Here is a 17,037-nt window from a genome sequence, read left to right on the forward strand (position 1 = left end):
TACAGACCTCATTCAAACCCTCATTTCCCCTCCCTGAAATACTTTTTTTCCCAAATGATTCGTTATGCTTTCGTAAACAAACAGGGGTTTCTCAACAGCCTGACTTTTGCAGGTTTTTCCCGCCAAGCCGCTTTGTCCTCCCACTTCAGGGCTGCAACCTGTGCAGTATCCAATGATTAAAAACGATCTGACATTCTTGCCTGTCAGACAACTTGCAGAAATACTGGGTGTTAAAGTTGACTGGGATGGAAGCACAAGGACCGCAATGTTTGCGAAAAAAGAATAGATTTATTTCGAATTTACCAGTCTCTCTAAACGCAAAATAAACCTCCATCCCCACTTTTAAGCGCACCGTTCGCAATCACGCTAACGCAACGCGCACGGTTCTCGCGACCCGCGGTTCTCGCAAGCGTAACGCGCACGGCTCTCACGGCGAGCGGTGGGGCGCTGCATGATGGCGGCTGGCCGCATGCAGTGGTTTTGGAGATTTATTCGTTGTTTCCGGACAGCGCAGGTACGCTACTCGGTGTCGTCGGATGGGCGCGAAGCTGGAGCCGCCGTATCGGGAACAGCTCCCGGCTTCGGCAGGCGGCCCGCGCGATGGAGCGCGTCGCGCAGCACGTATTCGATATGGCCGTTCACGCTGCGGAATTCATCTGTAGCCCATCGCTCCAATGCTTCGTACAATTTTGGATCGAGCCGGAGCGGGAAATTCTTTTTTGGAGCCATAGCTCTGTACCGTTAGTACAGCGTACCGGTATTGATGACCGGGCTCGCCGAGCGGTCGGATACGATCGCCACGAGCAAATTGTTGATCATCGCCGCTTTTTTCTCTTCGTCGAGATGTAATCCTTCGGCTTCCAACTGGCTGATCGCCATTTGAACCATGCCTACCGCGCCTTCCACGATTTTTTGCCGTGCGGAGAGAATGGCGGAAGCTTGCTGGCGCTGAAGCATGGCGCTGGCGATTTCCGTCGAGTAGGCCAGATGGGTAAGACGGGCCTCCACCACTTCGACGCCTGCGACGGAGAGTCGTTCCTGCAGCTCCAGGCTCAGTTCGGCTGCGACTTCGTCGGCATTGCCGCGCAGCGAATAGCCCTCGCCTTCATAGCGGTCGTACGGGTATTTGCTGGCGACGTGGCGCAAAGCGGCTTCGCTTTGAATTTCCACGAACTTGTCGTAACTGTCGACTTCGAACAAAGCTTTGTACGTGTCGACAACTTTAAACACGACGACGGCCGCAATCTCGATCGGATTTCCTTCGACATCGTTGACTTTCAGCTTCACGCTGTTAAAGTTGCGGACCCGCAGCGAAATTTTCTTTCTTGTCGAGAAAGGAACGATGAGCCAAAGCCCGCTTTTGCGGATCGTGCCGGAATATTTGCCGAAAAAAGTAATGACGGACGCCTCATTCGGCTGAACGATCGTGATCGTCGTGCTGAACAGGAAGCCGAGGATGGAAACAATGATGCCGGGAGCGACCGATCCCAGGGCGAGCAGCACGATGCCGATACCAACAGCAATCAACGACAAAACGAAACCAAGAAATCCGTTTACAGACCAAGCTTTTGCTTCTTTCATGAGTTCCAACTCCTTATGCAATAAAGTTTATATTAATTTGATATTTTAATGATATCACTTTTTACTTTTAATGTAAATACACCAAAAATAATTTAAGTAATTGTGATAATAATTATCATTCTTGATTACACTATGAGGTAGACATAGAATGCGGATTTTACCGACGCAGTAAAAAGAAAGAAGGAACCACGAGGTCCCTTCTGACGGATTCCATCTTATTTAGTTTCAAAAGTTTTGCAGTCGGTTTCTCCGGAAGTGTCCGCGTTTTTTGCAGCGTGGTTCACAATGTAAATGGACGATGCGGTGCATTTGTTCTGGTTAGCCCAGTAGCGGCAGGAATCTACTTCGCACAAAACGTCTTTGGCCATAATCGCTCACCTCCTCGCGCCAAAAGCTGCAGCACAAAACGTTCTTCCCGAACCAGGTGGCTCTGATTCGTACAGGCGATTTTGCGCTGTATATAGTATGGACAAAATGACACATAAAAATAGGATCATTTGTAAATTTTTAAAAAGAAGAAGCCGCTTGTCCTTTCTGGGGCTCCATTCCCGGCTTCAATCCCTTGACACTGCCGTTCGGTCGTGATATACCTAAGTAAATTCCAATGCAATGAGGTGGATATCATGCGTAAAATTTCGAACGAACAACAGTTTCAGGAGCTGATCGCTCAGCCTTCCTTAACCGTAGCCGTTTTCAAAACTACCTGGTGCAAAGATTGCCATTATATCGAACCTTTTATGCCGGACATCGAGCAAGCATATGCGGACCGCATTGCTTTTATCGAGCTGGATCGCGATGAGGTGCCGGATTTGTGCGAGCAATTGAACATTCTCGGCATTCCGAGCTTTATCGCTTTCCGCGAAGGGCAGGAATTGGTTCGCTTTGTCAGCAAGCTGCGCAAAACCCGGGAAGAGATCGAGCAGTTCCTGGACCGCGCCGTAGAAGTATCGGGTGCGCTGGCCAAATAAGGCGCCTGCTGCCCGGATCATATGGAAAGACGGCTCCCGGAAGGAGCGTCCGCTATCGATGCATGATTGTCGGCGGACGGTTCCCGGGGCCGTCTTTCTTTATTTTTCGCGGCCTGACGGTTTCAAGGCTTTGTAACATTTGCGAATGGATTTGCCCGTCAATTAAGGCTATAATTGAAAACGGATAGTACGATTCGACACATCTTTTGGAACAATGACATTCAAAGTAGGTGCCATGATGCAGCAAAAAATAATTCAAAGATTTGCGAATCTCTCGGCAATCGGCATGTTTCTGATTCTGGCCATGGGCGCGCTTGTTACTAAAGCCGATGCAGGCAGAGGCTGCGGAGACGAATGGCCGTTATGCCACGGGCAATTTGTGCCGGCGCACACGATCTCTTCGTTTATCGAATACAGCCACAGGCTCGTTGTCGGCATCGTTACGCTGGTGCTGATCGTTACGTTTTACCTCGTATTTCGCTATGTGAAGCGCAGCGACGCCAAATGGTTCATTACCGGCACAGTCGTGATGACGCTGATCCAGGCGGCTATGGGAGCTATGGCTGTCGTTTGGCCGCAGTCTTCCGTCGTGCTGGCGCTCCATTTCGGGCTCTCGCTCCTGGCCTTCGCTTTCTCGCTGCTGCTCGCTCTTGTATTTACGCCTTACGGGCAGTATCAAGGCAAGGGAATCGTCAAAAGCGGGTTTACAGCGCTTGTCTGGGTAACGACCGTGTATACTTATGTCGTCGTATATTTGGGAGCTTTCGTGCGCCATACGACATCGTCCGGAGGCTGTACCGGCTGGCCGCTGTGCAACGGTCAGGTCATTCCCGAGCTCAGCGGAGCGACCGCCATCGTCTTTGCCCACCGCGTAGCCGCGCTGCTGCTGTTCATATGCATTTTGGTTCTGTACCTTCGGGCGAAAAGACAGTATGGCGAAGCGGATACGATGTTTCTAGGCAGCAAATGGGCGCTGATTTTCGTCCTGCTGCAAATACTAAGCGGCGCCGTAGTTACCTGGTCGATGGGCAACGAGCTTGCTTACTTATTGACCGGCATGGTCCATGCGGTTATCGTAGCCTGTTTGTTCGGTTTCCTCAGTTATCTATGTGTTTTGACGCTTTATTACCGCAAAGAGAAAAACTAAGCCGTGCCATGGAAGCCTTCGTAAGAAGGCTATTTCCATGCTAAGGCGAATAAATTGTGCTAAAAGTCGAAAAGGTGGGAACATAGATGGTACCTACAAATTTACGAGCCTACCTCGAAATTTTACGCCGGGAAAATCAGTTGATCGAAATATCGGCTCAGGCGCCAATCGTCATCGATGCCCGCATGAAGCCCGGTTACCCGGATGAGCTTGTGCCTCGGGAAGATATCGTGGAACTGGTAGACAACCGCTGGAAGGAATATTTTGCATGAATTCCGGTGATTCGAGCAAGCTTCTCCCACATTTGGGGTTCGTCCTTGTTTACATTCTCTGGGGAATTAACCTGTCTTCGATGAAAATCGGGGGACAGGAATGGGACCCTCTCGTGTTCAACGGGCTCCGTTTTGCGAGTATGATTCCGATTTTGTGGGTATATACTTATTTCTATTATCGATCGCGGAGGCTCAAAGCGCATATCGCCGGCCGCGACTTGCTGCTGATATGCGGTCTGGGCGTTCTGAACGCCGTCGGAATGGAAGCGATGCTGCAGTATGCGCTGCAGTTTTCCAATTCCGCCAACGGCGCTGTGCTGGGCCGGGGCTTTATGCCGGTTATTACCGTGATCATTGCTCTGGTAGCCAGGCAGGTGAAGCTGACATGGCGGATCGCGGTCGGCATACCGCTTGCCCTTTGCAGCGTGATCATTATCGTATCCGGCGGCGCGGAAGGCTTTCATCTGGGCGCGGATACGCTGCGCGGCGACATTTTGCTCCTGATGCGGAGCGGGATGGGGGCCGTTTATTTGATCGGCATGAACCGGCTGGTGCAGCGCTATCCGCTGCCGCTGCTGATTTCGCTGGAAATGACGGCCGGCGCCGTGTCGCTGCTGCCTTTCGTGCTGTGGAACGTCGATGGCGCCTACTTGGCCGGCATATCGCAGACCGGATGGATCAGTCTGATCTACACTTCGTTGCTGGCTACGGCGTTAGGTTTTTCCATCCATAACTGGAGTCTGGGCCGTCTGGGACCGTTCAAGTCATCGGCTTACGGATACTTGCTTCCCGTGACGGCGGCGGTGGGGGGAATATTTTTACTGAACGAATCCATCTCCCTGAATCAGTACATCGGCGGTGCAGGCGTGCTTGTTGCAATGTATTTGGTGCAGCGCGACCGCGGCCGCGCCGGCAAAGTTTCTTCCGCGCCCCAAAGCGCGAAGCTTTAAAACAACATGGAATCTGAACAATGGGGTGAGGGGTATGCTTAGAATGTTATTTGGCGAGCCCAAACGTTCGGATAGCGGGCTGTTGCTCGAAGCAGGCGATGCGGTGAGGAGCTATATCCGCTCCCTGCAGGCCGGAGGCCGCGATGGACATGCTGTTTCAAGCAAAAAGCATCACCGGCTGTCAATCTGGAGCAAAGGGTTCCTGGACGCGCTGGATGAGCTTGAGCAAAGCAAGTACTGCTGTGAACGCTATGCGGCGAACATTCATAAAGCCTATTTGGAGGAAATGAACCCGCAGGAGCTCGAAGATTACCGCCGTTTCGTTTACTTCTACAAAAATGCATTCATTCGCGTGTTTTCCATATTGGACAAGCTGGGAACGTTTATGAACGATTTGTTCGACATGAAGACCGAAGCTGTCAAAAGCCGGTTTTCCTATTTTACCGTCCTGCGGCGCATGCATGAGAACCATATCCACAGCTCGCTTGAGCTCCAACTCTACAATTTGAAAATGGAATATAAAAGCCCTCTGGACCGCCTGCGGAATCAGCGCAACATGGAGATTCACTACATTAATGCGGAAATGCTGGATGATTTGATGCAAAAGGAGCCTGTTCCGGGCGACCGCATTCACGTAGAAAATGTGAAATCGAACGTGGACGATCTCCAGCAAGGGTTTGACATGGTGTGCCGCACGTTGATCGTGGCTTTTTCGTATATAACGGCAAAGATCGCAAAGGGGTAAGATAACCATGGAACTGAGAGGGCGAACAGCTCTGATTACAGGCAGTGCCAAAGGGCTCGGGAAAATGACCGCGCTTGCGCTTGCGGCGCAAGGCTGCGACGTTGCCGTCAACTATGTAACCAGCGAGGCGGAAGCATCCCGGCTCGTTCAGGAACTGACGCAGCTCGGCGTTCGGAGCATTGCCGTTCAAGGGGACGTCGCCAAGCGCGAGGATATCGTGCGAATTGTGGAAACGGCGGCCTCCGGACTGGGGCCGATCGATATTCTTGTGAACAATGCCGGGCCCTTTTACAGAGAAAGGCGCTTTTTTGCCGACTATAGCATGGACGAGATCGAATATTTGACGCGCGGCAACCTGCTGGGGGTCATGGAGCTCGATCATCTCGTTCTGCCGATGATGAGAGCGCGCCGATGGGGGCGGATCATTCATTTCGGCTTCGGCAAAGCCGCGGAGGCCAGAGGCTGGACGCACCGGGCCGTCTATGCGGCCGCCAAGGTAGGACTCGTTTCCTTCACGAAGACGCTGGCGGAAGAGGAGGCCGAAAGCGGCATCACGGTAAATATGATATGTCCGGGCGATATTCGCGGCCATAACAAAGAGCGGACGATGCAGCAGGCCCGCCTGGAAGCGGACGGCGAAACGCCGGTCGGACGTCCGGGAACGGGCGAAGATGTCGCCCGGGCCATTTCCTTCCTGTGCTCGCCGGACTCGGACTTTATTACCGGCAACATCATGGACATTTCCGGCGGGCTGGACCCGATCCAGCCGCTCCCCGTTTTAAAGCAGCGCAAGCTGGACTCCTAGGAGTCTGTCCGATGCACCACGTAGAAGGTATATATACATGCAAAATGACAGTAATTATGCAGCGTGAACGGAAATATAAGGGTCATTATTCACACCGGCATGCACAAAAGCAGCTCCGCCCGCCAGACTCCTAGCCGCAGCAAAAAGAGCTTACCGCAGAGGTAAGCTCTCTTAATTTTAAAGCTTAGAATACTTGTACGACTTCTTGAACGCCTTCGACTTCTTCAACCAGCGCTCTTTCGATACCGGCTTTGAGCGTGATCGTGGAGCTCGGGCAGCTGCCGCAGGCACCCATCAGCTTCAGCTTAACGATTCCGTCTTCCACGTCGACCAGCTCAACGTCACCGCCGTCGCGTTGGAGAAAAGGACGAAGCTTATCTAAAACTTCAAGGACTTCATCATACATTGTTTCTTTTGTATTTTCAGTCATATTGAATCATCTCCTTTCTTTTATTATTATAGTACAATAAAGTACAAATGAAAATGGTTTTCAAGAAGCATGGAAAATCAAAAGTTAGGTGGATTTGTCCAATGAGACCGATTATTGAATTTTGCGCCAGCAACATGCACCACGGCACAGATAAAGTTATGAAAGCACTTGAGCAAAATCCGGAATACGATGTCGTCGAATACGGCTGTCTTGGCAATTGCGGGCAGTGCTATATGGAACCTTACGCGTTGGTGAATGGCGAAATCGTCGCCGCGGAAAGCGCGGAACGCCTTCTTGACGTTATTATACAAAAAATCGGCGAGCTCGAAGCGATGTACGATCTTCTCGGCGAATAAACGTCAGCCGAAGTGGTGCTTGGATTTCCAGAGCACACCGCTTTTAATCGCCCGGGCAATTTTGCCGGTCATGAGGGTGCGCTTGCCCATGATGCCGAATCCTGCTTTTTTGCCGAGCGAACCGAGAACCCCTTTGAGCTTGATTTTGCCGAGCCGAGGGGTATCGCCGTTCCAAATCGCCAGCATAACCTCGGCAATTTGCCTGCCCTGCGCTTCGGCCGCCTGAGCGCTCGGAGCGAACGGGAGCGAGGCGCAGTCGCCGACGACGTACACGTCCGGATAATCCGGGATCTGATGGTACCCGTTGAGGATCACACGGCCCTGCTTGTCTTTGGGAACGTTCATAGCTTGAACGATCGGGCTTGGCTGGATGCCTGCGGTCCAGACCGTCACATCGGTTTTGATGATTTCGTCCTGATTGTACAGATCTCCGCCGTCCAGCCGGACAAGCGACACATTCGGTCTGAGCTCAATGTCATGCTCTACCATCCAGTCTCTTACATACTGCTGCAGATTGTTAGGGAAGGAAGACAACAGACTAGCTCCGCGGTCGATCAGACGGATGTTCAGGTCCGGTCTGCTCTCGCGAAGCTCGGATGCCATTTCGACACCGCTTAATCCGCCGCCGATAATCGAGATTTGACCGTATGGCGCGACATCGTTCACCTTTTGATAAGTAGCCCGTGTCTGGCAGAAAGTCTGAATGCTGCAAGAATTCTCCTGGGCGCCGGCGATACCGTGATAACTGTCTACGCAGCCCAAGCCGACAACAAGCCAATCATACGTTAACGGTTCTTTGTCGGCAAACAGTACCTGCTTCTGATCCAAATCCACTTCCGTTACCTCTCCGTAAGTAAGAATCAGGCGAGGATCCACCGGATAGGCAACACGTACGTGTGTCTCTGCAACGGTGCCTGAAGCAAGCGCATAATATTCCGTTTTTAAACCTTGAAATGGACTGCGATCCACCAACACGACAACCGTATCATCGGGCAGCTTCTTTTCCAGCAATTGTAAGGCTATGGTCAACCCGCCATAACCCCCACCGAGAATGACAAACTTTTTCATCTGTGCCAATATCCCTTCTAGTCTCTAGATCTACGTATAATATTATGACTAATAAACCTTAATTTCATTATAAAAGGTATCGCGTTCCACCGGAATGCGGCCGGCGCCTTTGATCAGCCAGACAAGATCGTCCTTGGTCAAGCCCTCGGGCGACGTGGCCCCGGCCGCGTGCGAGATCCGTTCCTTCACGATCGTACCGTGCGCATCGGATGCGCCGAAAGCGAACGACAATTGGGTCAGCTTGGTGCCGATATTAATGAAATAAGCCTTGATGTGCGGGAAATTATCGAGCATCAAGCGGCTGATAGCGATCGTCTTCAGCTCGTCAAAAGCCGGCACGCGGCGCTTAATTCCGGCATTTTTGCTGGCCGGCTGAATCGAATTCGGAATAAATACGAGGAATCCGCCCGTCTCGTCCTGCAGCTCGCGCAGCAGCGTCATATGATGAACGCGCTCCTCCAACGTTTCAATCGAGCCGTACAGCATGGTCGCATGAGTTTTCATGCCAAGCTGGTGCGCTGTACGGTGCACTTCAAGCCATTCTTCCGAAGAGGCTTTTTCCACCCTCATCTTGGACCGGTAGCGCTCGGTTAAAATTTCCGCGCCGCCTCCAGGCAGCGTCGAAAGCCCCGCATCCATCAGCGTCTTCAGCACGTCGCGGTAGCTGAGCCCGCTGATCCGCGAGAAAAATTCAATTTCCGCCGCGGTATGCGCCTTAATGGTAACATCGGGATAAGCCTGCTTCAGCTGGCGGATGCAATCCACATAGTATTCGAACGGTACGTGGGGATTATGCCCCTGGCTAATGTGAAACTCCCGCAGCTCCGGATGATAATGCTCCGCAACATACTCCAGCATTTGTCCGGGCGTAAGCGTATAAGCCCCTTCCTCACCCTCATCGCGGCGGAAATGGCAAAATGCGCAGTGCTCCTCGCAAACGTTGGTGAAGTAGAGGCTCATATTCTCGACAAAGTAAACCTTTTTTCCGTTCAAGCGCAGGTTCACTTTATTTGCTAATTGACCAATGGTCGGAAGATCGTCCGACTGATAAAGGAACAAGCCGTCTTCCAGCGATAAGCGTTCTCCGTGCTCCACTTTATCGGCGATTTCGGCCATCCGTTTTTCAGGGTTCGTGATCACGACACTCATGATTTTTCCCTCCCCATCTCAATATAAACCTTTATTATTATAAACCTATGGGCAGAGAGGGGCAATATGTACAGGGCGATAATCTGGCGGCAGACCCCAAACTATTAGCCTTTCCACAACCTGCCATGAAGATATTCCCAATAAGTGAAGATTCCTGTATACTAAATTATTGTGAGAATGTTAGATTAAGGTGATAAAATCGTGCTAACGACTTTCCTAACCGAACCGCAGGAGCGGCTTCATATACAAATCGAACAGCTTAGAGACCAGATGGTGCGGCTTGGCAGTCGGCACGGCCTTATGCATCCCGAAGTTCTGCAGTGCAGCAGAAACCTGGATCAATTGCTGCTCCAGTATTACGCGCTAAGCCGAAACAACAAATGAAGGAACGAAGGACGCCCGAGCCCTTGAGCATTCTTCTCATTAGGAGTATACTTGTTAGTAAGCAATACGAATAGGAGGGATTTCCTAATGATCACGATCAGCGAATCAGCGTGCGATAAAATTAAAGATCTTTTGGCTTCTGAAGAATCACCGAACCTGTTCCTGCGCGTCGGCGTCAAAGCCGGAGGCTGCAGCGGCTACTCTTACGGGATGGGGTTCGACGACGATCAGAAGGATGACGATAAAGTAATGACCATTCATGGCCTGAAGGTCGTCGTAGACGAAGACAGCGCGAAGTACTTGTACGGCGTCGAAATCGACTACCAAGACTCCGGCATGGGCGGCGGCTTCACCATCAACAATCCGAATGCGGTAGCATCCTGCGGCTGCGGACAGTCGTTCCGCACGAAGGAAGAGGACGCGGCGTTAGCGCAGCCTTGCGAGGATTAAGGGTTGTCCTTCTGACACTGAGGCGATAACCGAGGCACCTAGCGATTACGGCCTCCTGACGAAATATTCTACGTGAATATTCCATCAGGAGGTTTTTGTTTTTACATCCGCGGTTAGTTTATTTCAAAGTTGGCAATTGGCGGAAAGTAGGAAACGCGCTTGCAAATGGTTGGCTTATCAAGGTTAAGCGTAACGTGAAATTTGCACTATACATGCGTGATGAGTAGTTTTCGCCCTGAAATCGGCCGAATAACGCCAAAAGCTTAACGCTGTTAAGGCGATAGCAGAAAAACTCGCTAGCCAGGACATCGTCTGGCGGCTGACGGAGCATTTGCGCAGAAAAACTGCAAAAGTGCAGGAATTTTCGGCCGTAGTGGCACGATTGGGAGAAAAGCCTGCGATTGTGCAGGAATTTTTGCCGAAAACGGGTCTGAGCAAGAGTTTGGGCGGAAAAGCCTGCACATTTGCAGGAATATTTTGCATCGAGCCCATCGAGGACGTAAAAAGATGTACTTTTGCAGGTTTTTGCGTGCGGTGCTGATCAGTAATGCGTTAGTGCAGGATTTCTCCGTGATGCTCGATCGGGAAGTGCTGGCGGGTGAGGGGGCGGAAGCGTGGCATGGGACTAGTGAGGGTATGTATGGCGAAAGCTGTGCCCGGTTACGTTATGATTGGGCGAAGAAAAACAAAGTTCCTGTAAAAAATACCATTTTTATAGTTGAATTTTGCAGGTGCGGCAGGATGCAAGCCCCAAGTGTTGGGAGGATTTTTAGTTGGGAGAACTTTTAATGGTAGAAATACGTAAATTGACTATTCGGGATGCCGAAGCTTTTCGGGACATTCGTTTGCAGGCGCTTGGGGATTATCCCGAATCTTTCGGTTCTTCCCTGGAGGAAGAGCAGCATGTTACCGCCGAGAACTTGAGGGAGCGCTGGAATCGAACTCATTCGGACAACAATTTTATTTCGGGAGCTTTTGAAAATGGCGAATTAATAGGCGTTGCCGGATTTTTTCAATATCATCAAAACAAATCCAAGCATAAAGGTTATATTTGGGGTATGTATGTCAAATCCGACGCGCAAGGAAATGGAATCGGCACGCAAATCATGGAGTTTGTCCTGCACTATGCCAGGCAGGTTTCAGGGTTAGAACAAGTGCATTTATCAGTCGTAGGCAATCAGAAGGCAAAATTGCTTTACGAGAAAATAGGATTTAAAACATATGCTGTTGAAGAACGCGCCCTAAAAATAAACGGCCAATATTTCGATGAGCATCACATGGTCTATTTTCTGTGAAAATCATAAATTGCAGACGCTCCGGGCCGCGGTCCTGAGCGTCTTTTTGCGCGGAAAAAGCTTCCGGGATCACGTTTAAGACTTGTACGGTTCGTTGCAGTTTGATCGTATGCTTGTCTATGAATCTGTGTGTTTTTTCATATACAATTTGTCGGAATCGACAGAAATGAGGAATTCTATGCGATTTTTCGTACAGATTTTCGATTCCGGCTTTCCAAGGCTAAATTGTGCACGAATTTTCATACACAATCCCCGCCCATATACCAAGATCAGCGTTTGGATGGTTCCGTCATCATCGTAGGCGACGTATTTCCGTCAGGATGGCTCTGGTTTACTGGCGCGCATTACTGTAGGCGAGCGGTCATCGCCATCTTCAATTTGACAATGATAATCATTATCATTTATCATAAAACCAACATCGATGTCATACATAACACAGAAGTCTATATCAGGAGGTTAACGATGGATTATCGTATTGAAAAAGATACATTAGGGGAAGTTCAGGTTCCGGCGGATAAATTATGGGCCGCTCAAACGCAAAGAAGTTTCGTCAATTTTCAAATCGGCACGGAAAAAATGCCGCTGCCGCTCATCCGGGCGTTCGGCATTTTGAAGCGGAGCGCCGCAGCGGTGAACGCACAGCTCGGCAAGCTGAACGCCGATAAAGCGACGGCGATTCAAGCGGCGGCGGACGAGATTATTTCCGGCACGCTGAACGAGCATTTTCCGCTTGTCGTTTGGCAGACGGGCAGCGGCACGCAGACGAATATGAACGTCAACGAAGTTATTGCGAACCGCGGCAATCAGCTGCTGGAGCAGCAAGGGCTTGACGGGCGTATTCATCCGAACGACGACGTCAACCGCTCGCAAAGCTCGAATGACACGTTCCCGGCCGCGATGCATATCGCCGCGATGCTGGCCGTGGAGGATGAGCTGCTGCCCGCGATCGGAGCCCTTCAGGCAACGCTTCGCGCCAAGAGCGAGAGCTATGCGGCCGTCATCAAAATCGGCCGCACCCACCTGCAGGATGCGACGCCGATCACGCTCGGACAGGAGATCAGCGGCTGGGTCCGCATGCTGGAAAAATCGGAGGCGATGCTTCGCCAAAGCCTGGAGTTTTTGCGCGAGCTGGCTATCGGCGGGACGGCCGTCGGCACGGGGATTAACGCCCATCCCCGGTTCGGCGAGCTGGTCGCCCAGGAGATCGGCCGGCTGACAGGCAAAACATTTGTTAGCGCCGCGAACAAATTCCATGCCTTAACGAGCCATGACGAGCTCGTGCACGTTCATGGCGCTTTCAAGGCGTTGGCGGCCGATCTGATGAAGATCGCCAACGATGTGAGATGGCTCGCCAGCGGGCCGCGCAGCGGGATCGGCGAGCTGACCATCCCGGCCAATGAGCCGGGAAGCTCGATCATGCCTGGCAAAGTGAACCCGACGCAGAGCGAAGCGCTGACGATGGTGGTGTGCCAGGTCATGGGCAACGATGCGGCTATCGGTTTTGCAGCGAGCCAGGGCAATTTTGAGCTGAACGTTTTCAAGCCGGTCATCATCTACAATTTCCTGCAGTCAGCCCGGCTGTTGGCTGACAGCATCCGTTCTTTCAACGAGCATTGCGCGGTTGGCATCGAACCGAACCTTGCGGTCATCAGCGGCCATCTGGAGCGCTCCTTAATGCTCGTTACGGCATTAAATCCGCATATCGGCTATGATAACGCGGCCGCCGTCGCCAAACTGGCCCACAAAGAAGGCATTACGCTAAAAGAAGCCGTTCTCAAGAACCATGTTTTGAGCGAAGAGCAGTTCGACCGGATCGTCCGTCCTGAACTTATGATCGAACCGAAAGCGGAGTGAGCAGCGATGTGGAATGCAATAGCAATATCGGATACTCTGTACGGATTTCAACTGGAGCAAGGCTATCTGGAGCCTTGGGGCGCCGTAGGGCAAGTATCGGCCGGAGCGGGACGCTTGGAGCTTTGCGTCGATCTTTATTTGCTTGAACTGGAGTCGGAAGATCAGTTCGAGAAGCTGCTGGACGCGATTCGGCAGTTTGCCGGACATAAGGCCGAGCAGCTCGGTTGTTCGGCTTGCCGGGTCGTATTTTCGTGCAAAGGGCTGGTCGAAGCCGACGCGAATCTTCCGCTTCCTTCCGCGCCGCATTCCAGCGGTTTGCTGGCCGTCGATTATCAATTTGCCGAAGAAATCGCCATGGACAACCGTTTGTTGAGCAAATAAGTATAGTCAATCTTATGATTTCACACATATAATTAACGAATTCATTTTTAGATGGAAGGTGATCTTGTTTGGGCATGTTGTATGAAATCGTCTGCCGCTCGAAGCAGCAGCCGGGCGATTATCATGATTTTGATGACAAAGGAGCGGAATTAGAGGTCGAGGCTATTATGCGCCTTAGCCATGATATTGCGGATCAAAAGTTGAAAGCTTTTATTTTGGAGGAAACAGAAGTTCTGAAATAACTGGGGTTTTTGCCTGGAGCAACAAAATCGCCTTCATCTGCGTTTAAAAGTAAACGTTAGATTGGAGGCTTTTACCATGCGAAAAATTGTGTATGCCATGCTTGTGCTTGGTCTGCTGCTGCCATGGCTGGATGTTCGTCAGGCTCATGCCTGCTCCTGTGCGCAGCCTCCGGAACCGGCGGTGGCATTGGCAAAGGCGAACGCCGTATTTTCGGGAAAAGTGCTGCGGGTGGAAGAAGGAAGCCCGTTCAGATTGATGCGCAGCTCGGCGGATCCGGTTCGGGTCGTCTTCGAAGTTGCCGGCAATTGGAAAGGGGCGGAGGATTCGCAGATGGCCGTTTATACGGCGATGAGTTCAAGCTCCTGCGGGGCTGAGTTTGTCAAGGGACAGTCGTATTTGGTGTACGCCTACGAGAATGAGGAGCGCCGTCTCGCCACCGGATTGTGCACCAGGACGACGGAGCTTTCTTTGGCTTCTGCCGATCTGCAAAAGCTGGGACAAAGTTCAGCGCCAACTCATCGTGTGAACTTGGCGGGTTATGGGGGGGCTTGGGGCTATTTTGCCATCATCGCCGTTGTGCTGCTCGGCTTGTTTGGAATCGGCGTGCTGATCAAGCGGAAATGGGGCGCGTCCAAGTAAAAAGCCCCATGATGCGAAAAAAGAAAGGCCGTAGTGCCAGGGGAACTGCATTTCCCTAATACACCATGCGGCCTTTAATTTTTACGTTTTCGCCGTATTTGGCTCTCATCAGTTTGCTTTGCTCCAGCATGTATGCGTAAATTTCTTTCAGACGGCTTTTGCGAGGTTTGATAGTTTCCTTGATTTCCCCATTCAGTACGATATCGTACACGATCATTGCTCATTCACTCCTTTCCTGGAAAATTACCTTATGGACTTATTGTATGCGGACAATATTAAATGACGATTAAATTAATTTTTCAAATTTGTGAACAAGATTACGGTTTTGTTAATTCTATGTTGATTGGTTCCTGTAGAACTGATCATTTTTTTTTATCGGATGAGCGAATCCACCGGCTGTGAATAACTTTATTCACATTATCCCCTTTGCCAGCAGACAGTTTATGACACCTATCAACATGTTACCCACAGGTTATTCACAATCTTCTGTGGATAACGGAACGCTTGTTCTAATGTTAAGCCCATGATAATATAATTACAAATTCTAGGAATAAAGGTGATTGCGGTGAGATTAATTAGTGATGAAACGTTGATCGACTCTTACTACAAGGCACTGGATTTAAAATTGGAAGCGGATTTCGTAGACTTGCTCTTTGCGGAAATCAAGAGGCGCAACTTGAAGCTGGATATATACTTGAAGGATGAGGCTCCGCTGAACTGAGCTTCTTTTTTTTCGGGCTGCGTTCTATGCATGGATTTCCACAGTAAAGCTGCGGCCGCATTCGGGGCAGTTGACCAGATGAACGCATCCCTCTTCACCTGTACCGCTAAAACCGTCCGTCATCGACAGATCGTCGATTTCGCGGTACGGAGAATAAGGACCCAAATAATCGAGCCATCTTCCGTAATCCTGAACCTGGCTGCGGCATTCGGGGCACTCGGCGCTCAGCGCCTGCATACCGTTGCAAATCGGGCATACATATGACAACGGGGTATTCCTCCTAATCAGGTGATTAGGCATAGAATACCCCGTTTTATAAATATTAACGATTAAAATTTCAAGCTGCTGCTGTGGCCCGGTGACAGTTTGGCTGTCGGATCGATGTATACTTTGGCGTTGTTGATAGCCGTAGGCGCTTCGCCGAAGCCGACAGCGATCAATTTCAGCTTGCCCGGATAAGTAGTGATGTCTCCCGCTGCGAAAATGCCGGGTATGTTCGTTTCCATTCTGGAATCAACGACGATTGAGCCGCCGTCGATGTTAAGTCCCCACTCGGCGATCGGACCCAGCGAGGATACGAATCCGAAGTTAACGATAACGGCGTTCGCGTCGACGACGGTTTCTTCACCGGATTTGATATTTTTCAAAGTAACCTGTTCGATGGCGCCGCTGCCGTGAAGTTTGGTGATTTCCGCAGGCGTAACAATGTTTACTTTGGATTTCATCAAGTTTTCAACGCTGTGCTCATGCGCACGGAAATTGTCTCTGCGGTGGATCAGCGTTACTTTTTCGGCGATCGGCTCAAGCATCAGCGCCCAGTCAACGGCCGAATCACCGCCGCCGCTGATCAACACTTTTTGGCCGGCGAATTTGTTCAAGTCACTGACGAAGTAATGCAGGTTTTTCTTTTCGTATTGAGGAGCTTCGGGAAGCTCGAGACGGCGAGGCTCGAATGCGCCGACGCCGCCGGTAAGAATGATAGCGCGGCTGTAATGCACGCCTTTATCGGTACAAACTTCGAAAAGACGCTCCTCCTTTTTGCTCACTTGATGCACTTTCTCTTCGAGCCGGACATCGATCGGGAAATGCTTCATTTGCGCCTGGAGATTGTTCACCAGCTCTTGGGCGGTTACTTTCGGGAACCCGGCGACATCGTAGATGTATTTTTCCGGGTAAAGAGCGGCAAGCTGCCCGCCGAGCTGCGGCATGCTTTCGATAACTCTTACGGATGCCTGGCGCATCCCCGCATAAAATGAAGCGAACATGCCGGCAGGCCCTCCGCCTATGACAATAATGTCGACCAAATCTTGGTTCGTTTCTCTCTCAGTCATGTGTTCCACCCTCCGATTACATTCCTTTAGATGCGGTTTCTGCACAATGTTAGTTTATTATAGACATCTCCACTATAGAAGGAACCAGAAAATTGTGATTTCTTTATGTAAAACGCTTATGTATATGATAAATTCTACTTACATTGTCAAGACAAGCATTATTCGCCTATATGCCCTATTTTCGGGTAAAATAAGGCTTGATATTTGACCGCGAACTATTATATCATTACCTGAGAATGGGTTTATGCATGTTGTGATCAATCTCATG

General features: G+C 50.8%; 26 protein-coding genes. 17 read left to right on the forward strand and 9 right to left on the reverse strand.

Annotated elements, in window-relative coordinates:
- The coding region (locus tag AC6RNO_RS10335; protein ID WP_497105397.1) for a hypothetical protein at positions 1-180 on the forward strand (180 nt) is incomplete at its 5' end.
- Complete coding sequence (locus AC6RNO_RS10340; RefSeq protein ID WP_497105398.1) at positions 173-286, forward strand: stalk domain-containing protein; 114 nt, start codon at positions 173-175, stop codon at positions 284-286. The genes AC6RNO_RS10335 and AC6RNO_RS10340, both read left to right, overlap by 8 nt.
- Positions 287-519: 233 nt before the next feature.
- Here the strand turns inward: AC6RNO_RS10340 and AC6RNO_RS10345 are convergent, their stop codons facing one another.
- From AC6RNO_RS10345 to AC6RNO_RS10355, 3 genes are all read right to left on the reverse strand, one after another.
- Positions 520-729 (reverse strand): type II toxin-antitoxin system antitoxin, encoded by a 210-nt coding sequence (locus AC6RNO_RS10345; RefSeq protein ID WP_474680089.1) that lies wholly within the window; start codon positions 727-729, stop codon positions 520-522.
- 12 nt (positions 730-741) lie between these two features.
- Positions 742-1,581: an SPFH domain-containing protein gene (locus AC6RNO_RS10350; protein WP_497105399.1), complete on the reverse strand. Its 840-nt coding sequence runs from the start codon at positions 1,579-1,581 to the stop codon at positions 742-744.
- 215 nt (positions 1,582-1,796) lie between these two features.
- Positions 1,797-1,949, reverse strand: coding sequence for a DUF1540 domain-containing protein (locus AC6RNO_RS10355; RefSeq protein ID WP_474680091.1), 153 nt, complete (start codon positions 1,947-1,949; stop codon positions 1,797-1,799).
- Positions 1,950-2,204: 255 nt separating this feature from the next.
- Here AC6RNO_RS10355 and AC6RNO_RS10360 point away from each other — a divergent pair, with 255 nt between their 5' ends.
- The 6 genes from AC6RNO_RS10360 to AC6RNO_RS10385 all read left to right on the forward strand — a co-directional run bounded on the left by AC6RNO_RS10360 (position 2,205) and on the right by AC6RNO_RS10385 (position 6,468).
- Positions 2,205-2,549 (forward strand): thioredoxin family protein, encoded by a 345-nt coding sequence (locus tag AC6RNO_RS10360; RefSeq protein WP_474680092.1) that lies wholly within the window; start codon positions 2,205-2,207, stop codon positions 2,547-2,549.
- 235 nt (positions 2,550-2,784) lie between these two features.
- The gene (locus tag AC6RNO_RS10365; RefSeq protein WP_488435211.1) at positions 2,785-3,696 is read left to right on the forward strand and encodes a COX15/CtaA family protein; all 912 of its coding nucleotides are present in this window, start codon (positions 2,785-2,787) and stop codon (positions 3,694-3,696) included.
- Positions 3,697-3,782: 86 nt separating this feature from the next.
- Entirely contained in the window at positions 3,783-3,968 is a 186-nt protein-coding gene (locus AC6RNO_RS10370) for a hypothetical protein (RefSeq protein ID WP_474680266.1), read from the forward strand.
- Positions 3,965-4,918, forward strand: coding sequence for an EamA family transporter (locus AC6RNO_RS10375; RefSeq protein ID WP_497105400.1), 954 nt, complete (start codon positions 3,965-3,967; stop codon positions 4,916-4,918). Before AC6RNO_RS10370 ends, AC6RNO_RS10375 begins: the two co-directional genes overlap by 4 nt.
- Before the next feature lie 34 nt (positions 4,919-4,952).
- A complete protein-coding gene (locus AC6RNO_RS10380; RefSeq protein ID WP_488435209.1) occupies positions 4,953-5,663 on the forward strand; it encodes a Cthe_2314 family HEPN domain-containing protein in 711 nt (236 codons plus the stop codon).
- A 7-nt stretch (positions 5,664-5,670) separates the two neighbouring features.
- The gene (locus AC6RNO_RS10385) at positions 5,671-6,468 is read left to right on the forward strand and encodes an SDR family oxidoreductase (protein WP_474680096.1); all 798 of its coding nucleotides are present in this window, start codon (positions 5,671-5,673) and stop codon (positions 6,466-6,468) included.
- Positions 6,469-6,652: 184 nt separating this feature from the next.
- On the opposite strand, the gene AC6RNO_RS10390 is transcribed toward AC6RNO_RS10385, so the two are convergent.
- Positions 6,653-6,898, reverse strand: a complete 246-nt coding sequence (locus tag AC6RNO_RS10390; protein WP_134751012.1) for a NifU family protein — start codon at positions 6,896-6,898, stop codon at positions 6,653-6,655.
- A gap of 101 nt (positions 6,899-6,999) precedes the next feature.
- Here AC6RNO_RS10390 and AC6RNO_RS10395 point away from each other — a divergent pair, with 101 nt between their 5' ends.
- Entirely contained in the window at positions 7,000-7,254 is a 255-nt protein-coding gene (locus AC6RNO_RS10395) for a YuzB family protein (protein ID WP_474680097.1), read from the forward strand.
- A gap of 3 nt (positions 7,255-7,257) precedes the next feature.
- Here AC6RNO_RS10395 and AC6RNO_RS10400 read toward each other — a convergent pair whose 3' ends face one another.
- Together AC6RNO_RS10400 and mqnE are read right to left on the reverse strand one after the other, a co-directional pair.
- Positions 7,258-8,322, reverse strand: coding sequence for an NAD(P)/FAD-dependent oxidoreductase (locus tag AC6RNO_RS10400; RefSeq protein ID WP_474680098.1), 1,065 nt, complete (start codon positions 8,320-8,322; stop codon positions 7,258-7,260).
- Between the two features lie 48 nt (positions 8,323-8,370).
- Positions 8,371-9,471: an aminofutalosine synthase MqnE gene (gene mqnE, locus AC6RNO_RS10405; RefSeq protein ID WP_474680099.1), complete on the reverse strand. Its 1,101-nt coding sequence runs from the start codon at positions 9,469-9,471 to the stop codon at positions 8,371-8,373.
- Positions 9,472-9,672: 201 nt separating this feature from the next.
- On the opposite strand from mqnE, the gene AC6RNO_RS10410 reads away from it, so the two are divergent.
- From AC6RNO_RS10410 to AC6RNO_RS10440, 7 genes are all read left to right on the forward strand, one after another.
- Positions 9,673-9,855, forward strand: a complete 183-nt coding sequence (locus AC6RNO_RS10410; protein WP_474680100.1) for an aspartyl-phosphate phosphatase Spo0E family protein — start codon at positions 9,673-9,675, stop codon at positions 9,853-9,855.
- A gap of 87 nt (positions 9,856-9,942) precedes the next feature.
- The gene (locus AC6RNO_RS10415) at positions 9,943-10,305 is read left to right on the forward strand and encodes a HesB/IscA family protein (protein WP_474680101.1); all 363 of its coding nucleotides are present in this window, start codon (positions 9,943-9,945) and stop codon (positions 10,303-10,305) included.
- Between the two features lie 773 nt (positions 10,306-11,078).
- Positions 11,079-11,600, forward strand: a complete 522-nt coding sequence (locus tag AC6RNO_RS10420; RefSeq protein WP_474680103.1) for a GNAT family N-acetyltransferase — start codon at positions 11,079-11,081, stop codon at positions 11,598-11,600.
- Positions 11,601-12,062: 462 nt separating this feature from the next.
- Positions 12,063-13,454: a class II fumarate hydratase gene (gene fumC / locus AC6RNO_RS10425; RefSeq protein ID WP_497105401.1), complete on the forward strand. Its 1,392-nt coding sequence runs from the start codon at positions 12,063-12,065 to the stop codon at positions 13,452-13,454.
- Positions 13,455-13,460: 6 nt separating this feature from the next.
- On the forward strand, positions 13,461-13,835 hold the full coding sequence (locus tag AC6RNO_RS10430; RefSeq protein WP_488435205.1) for a hypothetical protein: 375 nt from the start codon (positions 13,461-13,463) through the stop codon (positions 13,833-13,835).
- Positions 13,836-13,903: 68 nt separating this feature from the next.
- Positions 13,904-14,077 (forward strand): hypothetical protein, encoded by a 174-nt coding sequence (locus AC6RNO_RS10435; protein WP_488435204.1) that lies wholly within the window; start codon positions 13,904-13,906, stop codon positions 14,075-14,077.
- 76 nt (positions 14,078-14,153) lie between these two features.
- The gene (locus AC6RNO_RS10440; RefSeq protein ID WP_488435203.1) at positions 14,154-14,717 is read left to right on the forward strand and encodes a hypothetical protein; all 564 of its coding nucleotides are present in this window, start codon (positions 14,154-14,156) and stop codon (positions 14,715-14,717) included.
- A 55-nt stretch (positions 14,718-14,772) separates the two neighbouring features.
- On the opposite strand, the gene AC6RNO_RS10445 is transcribed toward AC6RNO_RS10440, so the two are convergent.
- On the reverse strand, positions 14,773-14,934 hold the full coding sequence (locus AC6RNO_RS10445; protein WP_474680108.1) for a mechanosensitive ion channel protein MscL: 162 nt from the start codon (positions 14,932-14,934) through the stop codon (positions 14,773-14,775).
- A 348-nt stretch (positions 14,935-15,282) separates the two neighbouring features.
- Between AC6RNO_RS10445 and sda the strand changes: the two genes are divergently transcribed.
- Complete coding sequence (gene sda / locus AC6RNO_RS10450; protein WP_474680109.1) at positions 15,283-15,438, forward strand: sporulation histidine kinase inhibitor Sda; 156 nt, start codon at positions 15,283-15,285, stop codon at positions 15,436-15,438.
- Positions 15,439-15,462: 24 nt separating this feature from the next.
- On the opposite strand, the gene AC6RNO_RS10455 is transcribed toward sda, so the two are convergent.
- Together AC6RNO_RS10455 and AC6RNO_RS10460 are read right to left on the reverse strand one after the other, a co-directional pair.
- Complete coding sequence (locus tag AC6RNO_RS10455) at positions 15,463-15,705, reverse strand: hypothetical protein (RefSeq protein WP_488435202.1); 243 nt, start codon at positions 15,703-15,705, stop codon at positions 15,463-15,465.
- 62 nt (positions 15,706-15,767) lie between these two features.
- On the reverse strand, positions 15,768-16,769 hold the full coding sequence (locus AC6RNO_RS10460; RefSeq protein WP_497105402.1) for an FAD-dependent oxidoreductase: 1,002 nt from the start codon (positions 16,767-16,769) through the stop codon (positions 15,768-15,770).
- Between the last annotated feature and the right edge of the window lie 268 nt (positions 16,770-17,037).

It is taken from the genome of Paenibacillus sp. sgz302190, from assembly GCF_059820445.1.

What these genes read in the sequence shown, in the direction of transcription:
- AC6RNO_RS10415 (WP_474680101.1), top strand. Translation starts at nt 9,943, where the DNA reads ATGATCACGATCAGCGAATCAGCGTGCGATAAAATTAAAGATCTTTTG.
- AC6RNO_RS10385 (WP_474680096.1), top strand. Translation starts at nt 5,671, where the DNA reads ATGGAACTGAGAGGGCGAACAGCTCTGATTACAGGCAGTGCCAAAGGG.
- AC6RNO_RS10375 (WP_497105400.1), top strand. Translation starts at nt 3,965, where the DNA reads ATGAATTCCGGTGATTCGAGCAAGCTTCTCCCACATTTGGGGTTCGTC.
- AC6RNO_RS10360 (WP_474680092.1), top strand. Translation starts at nt 2,205, where the DNA reads ATGCGTAAAATTTCGAACGAACAACAGTTTCAGGAGCTGATCGCTCAG.
- AC6RNO_RS10350 (WP_497105399.1), bottom strand. Translation starts at nt 1,581, where the DNA reads ATGAAAGAAGCAAAAGCTTGGTCTGTAAACGGATTTCTTGGTTTCGTT.
- AC6RNO_RS10445 (WP_474680108.1), bottom strand. Translation starts at nt 14,934, where the DNA reads ATGATCGTGTACGATATCGTACTGAATGGGGAAATCAAGGAAACTATC.
- AC6RNO_RS10380 (WP_488435209.1), top strand. Translation starts at nt 4,953, where the DNA reads ATGCTTAGAATGTTATTTGGCGAGCCCAAACGTTCGGATAGCGGGCTG.
- AC6RNO_RS10440 (WP_488435203.1), top strand. Translation starts at nt 14,154, where the DNA reads ATGCGAAAAATTGTGTATGCCATGCTTGTGCTTGGTCTGCTGCTGCCA.
- AC6RNO_RS10400 (WP_474680098.1), bottom strand. Translation starts at nt 8,322, where the DNA reads ATGAAAAAGTTTGTCATTCTCGGTGGGGGTTATGGCGGGTTGACCATA.
- AC6RNO_RS10345 (WP_474680089.1), bottom strand. Translation starts at nt 729, where the DNA reads ATGGCTCCAAAAAAGAATTTCCCGCTCCGGCTCGATCCAAAATTGTAC.
- AC6RNO_RS10365 (WP_488435211.1), top strand. Translation starts at nt 2,785, where the DNA reads ATGATGCAGCAAAAAATAATTCAAAGATTTGCGAATCTCTCGGCAATC.
- AC6RNO_RS10390 (WP_134751012.1), bottom strand. Translation starts at nt 6,898, where the DNA reads ATGACTGAAAATACAAAAGAAACAATGTATGATGAAGTCCTTGAAGTT.
- AC6RNO_RS10395 (WP_474680097.1), top strand. Translation starts at nt 7,000, where the DNA reads ATGAGACCGATTATTGAATTTTGCGCCAGCAACATGCACCACGGCACA.
- AC6RNO_RS10430 (WP_488435205.1), top strand. Translation starts at nt 13,461, where the DNA reads ATGTGGAATGCAATAGCAATATCGGATACTCTGTACGGATTTCAACTG.
- mqnE (WP_474680099.1), bottom strand. Translation starts at nt 9,471, where the DNA reads ATGAGTGTCGTGATCACGAACCCTGAAAAACGGATGGCCGAAATCGCC.
- AC6RNO_RS10370 (WP_474680266.1), top strand. Translation starts at nt 3,783, where the DNA reads ATGGTACCTACAAATTTACGAGCCTACCTCGAAATTTTACGCCGGGAA.
- AC6RNO_RS10460 (WP_497105402.1), bottom strand. Translation starts at nt 16,769, where the DNA reads ATGACTGAGAGAGAAACGAACCAAGATTTGGTCGACATTATTGTCATA.
- AC6RNO_RS10340 (WP_497105398.1), top strand. Translation starts at nt 173, where the DNA reads ATGATTAAAAACGATCTGACATTCTTGCCTGTCAGACAACTTGCAGAA.
- fumC (WP_497105401.1), top strand. Translation starts at nt 12,063, where the DNA reads ATGGATTATCGTATTGAAAAAGATACATTAGGGGAAGTTCAGGTTCCG.
- AC6RNO_RS10355 (WP_474680091.1), bottom strand. Translation starts at nt 1,949, where the DNA reads ATGGCCAAAGACGTTTTGTGCGAAGTAGATTCCTGCCGCTACTGGGCT.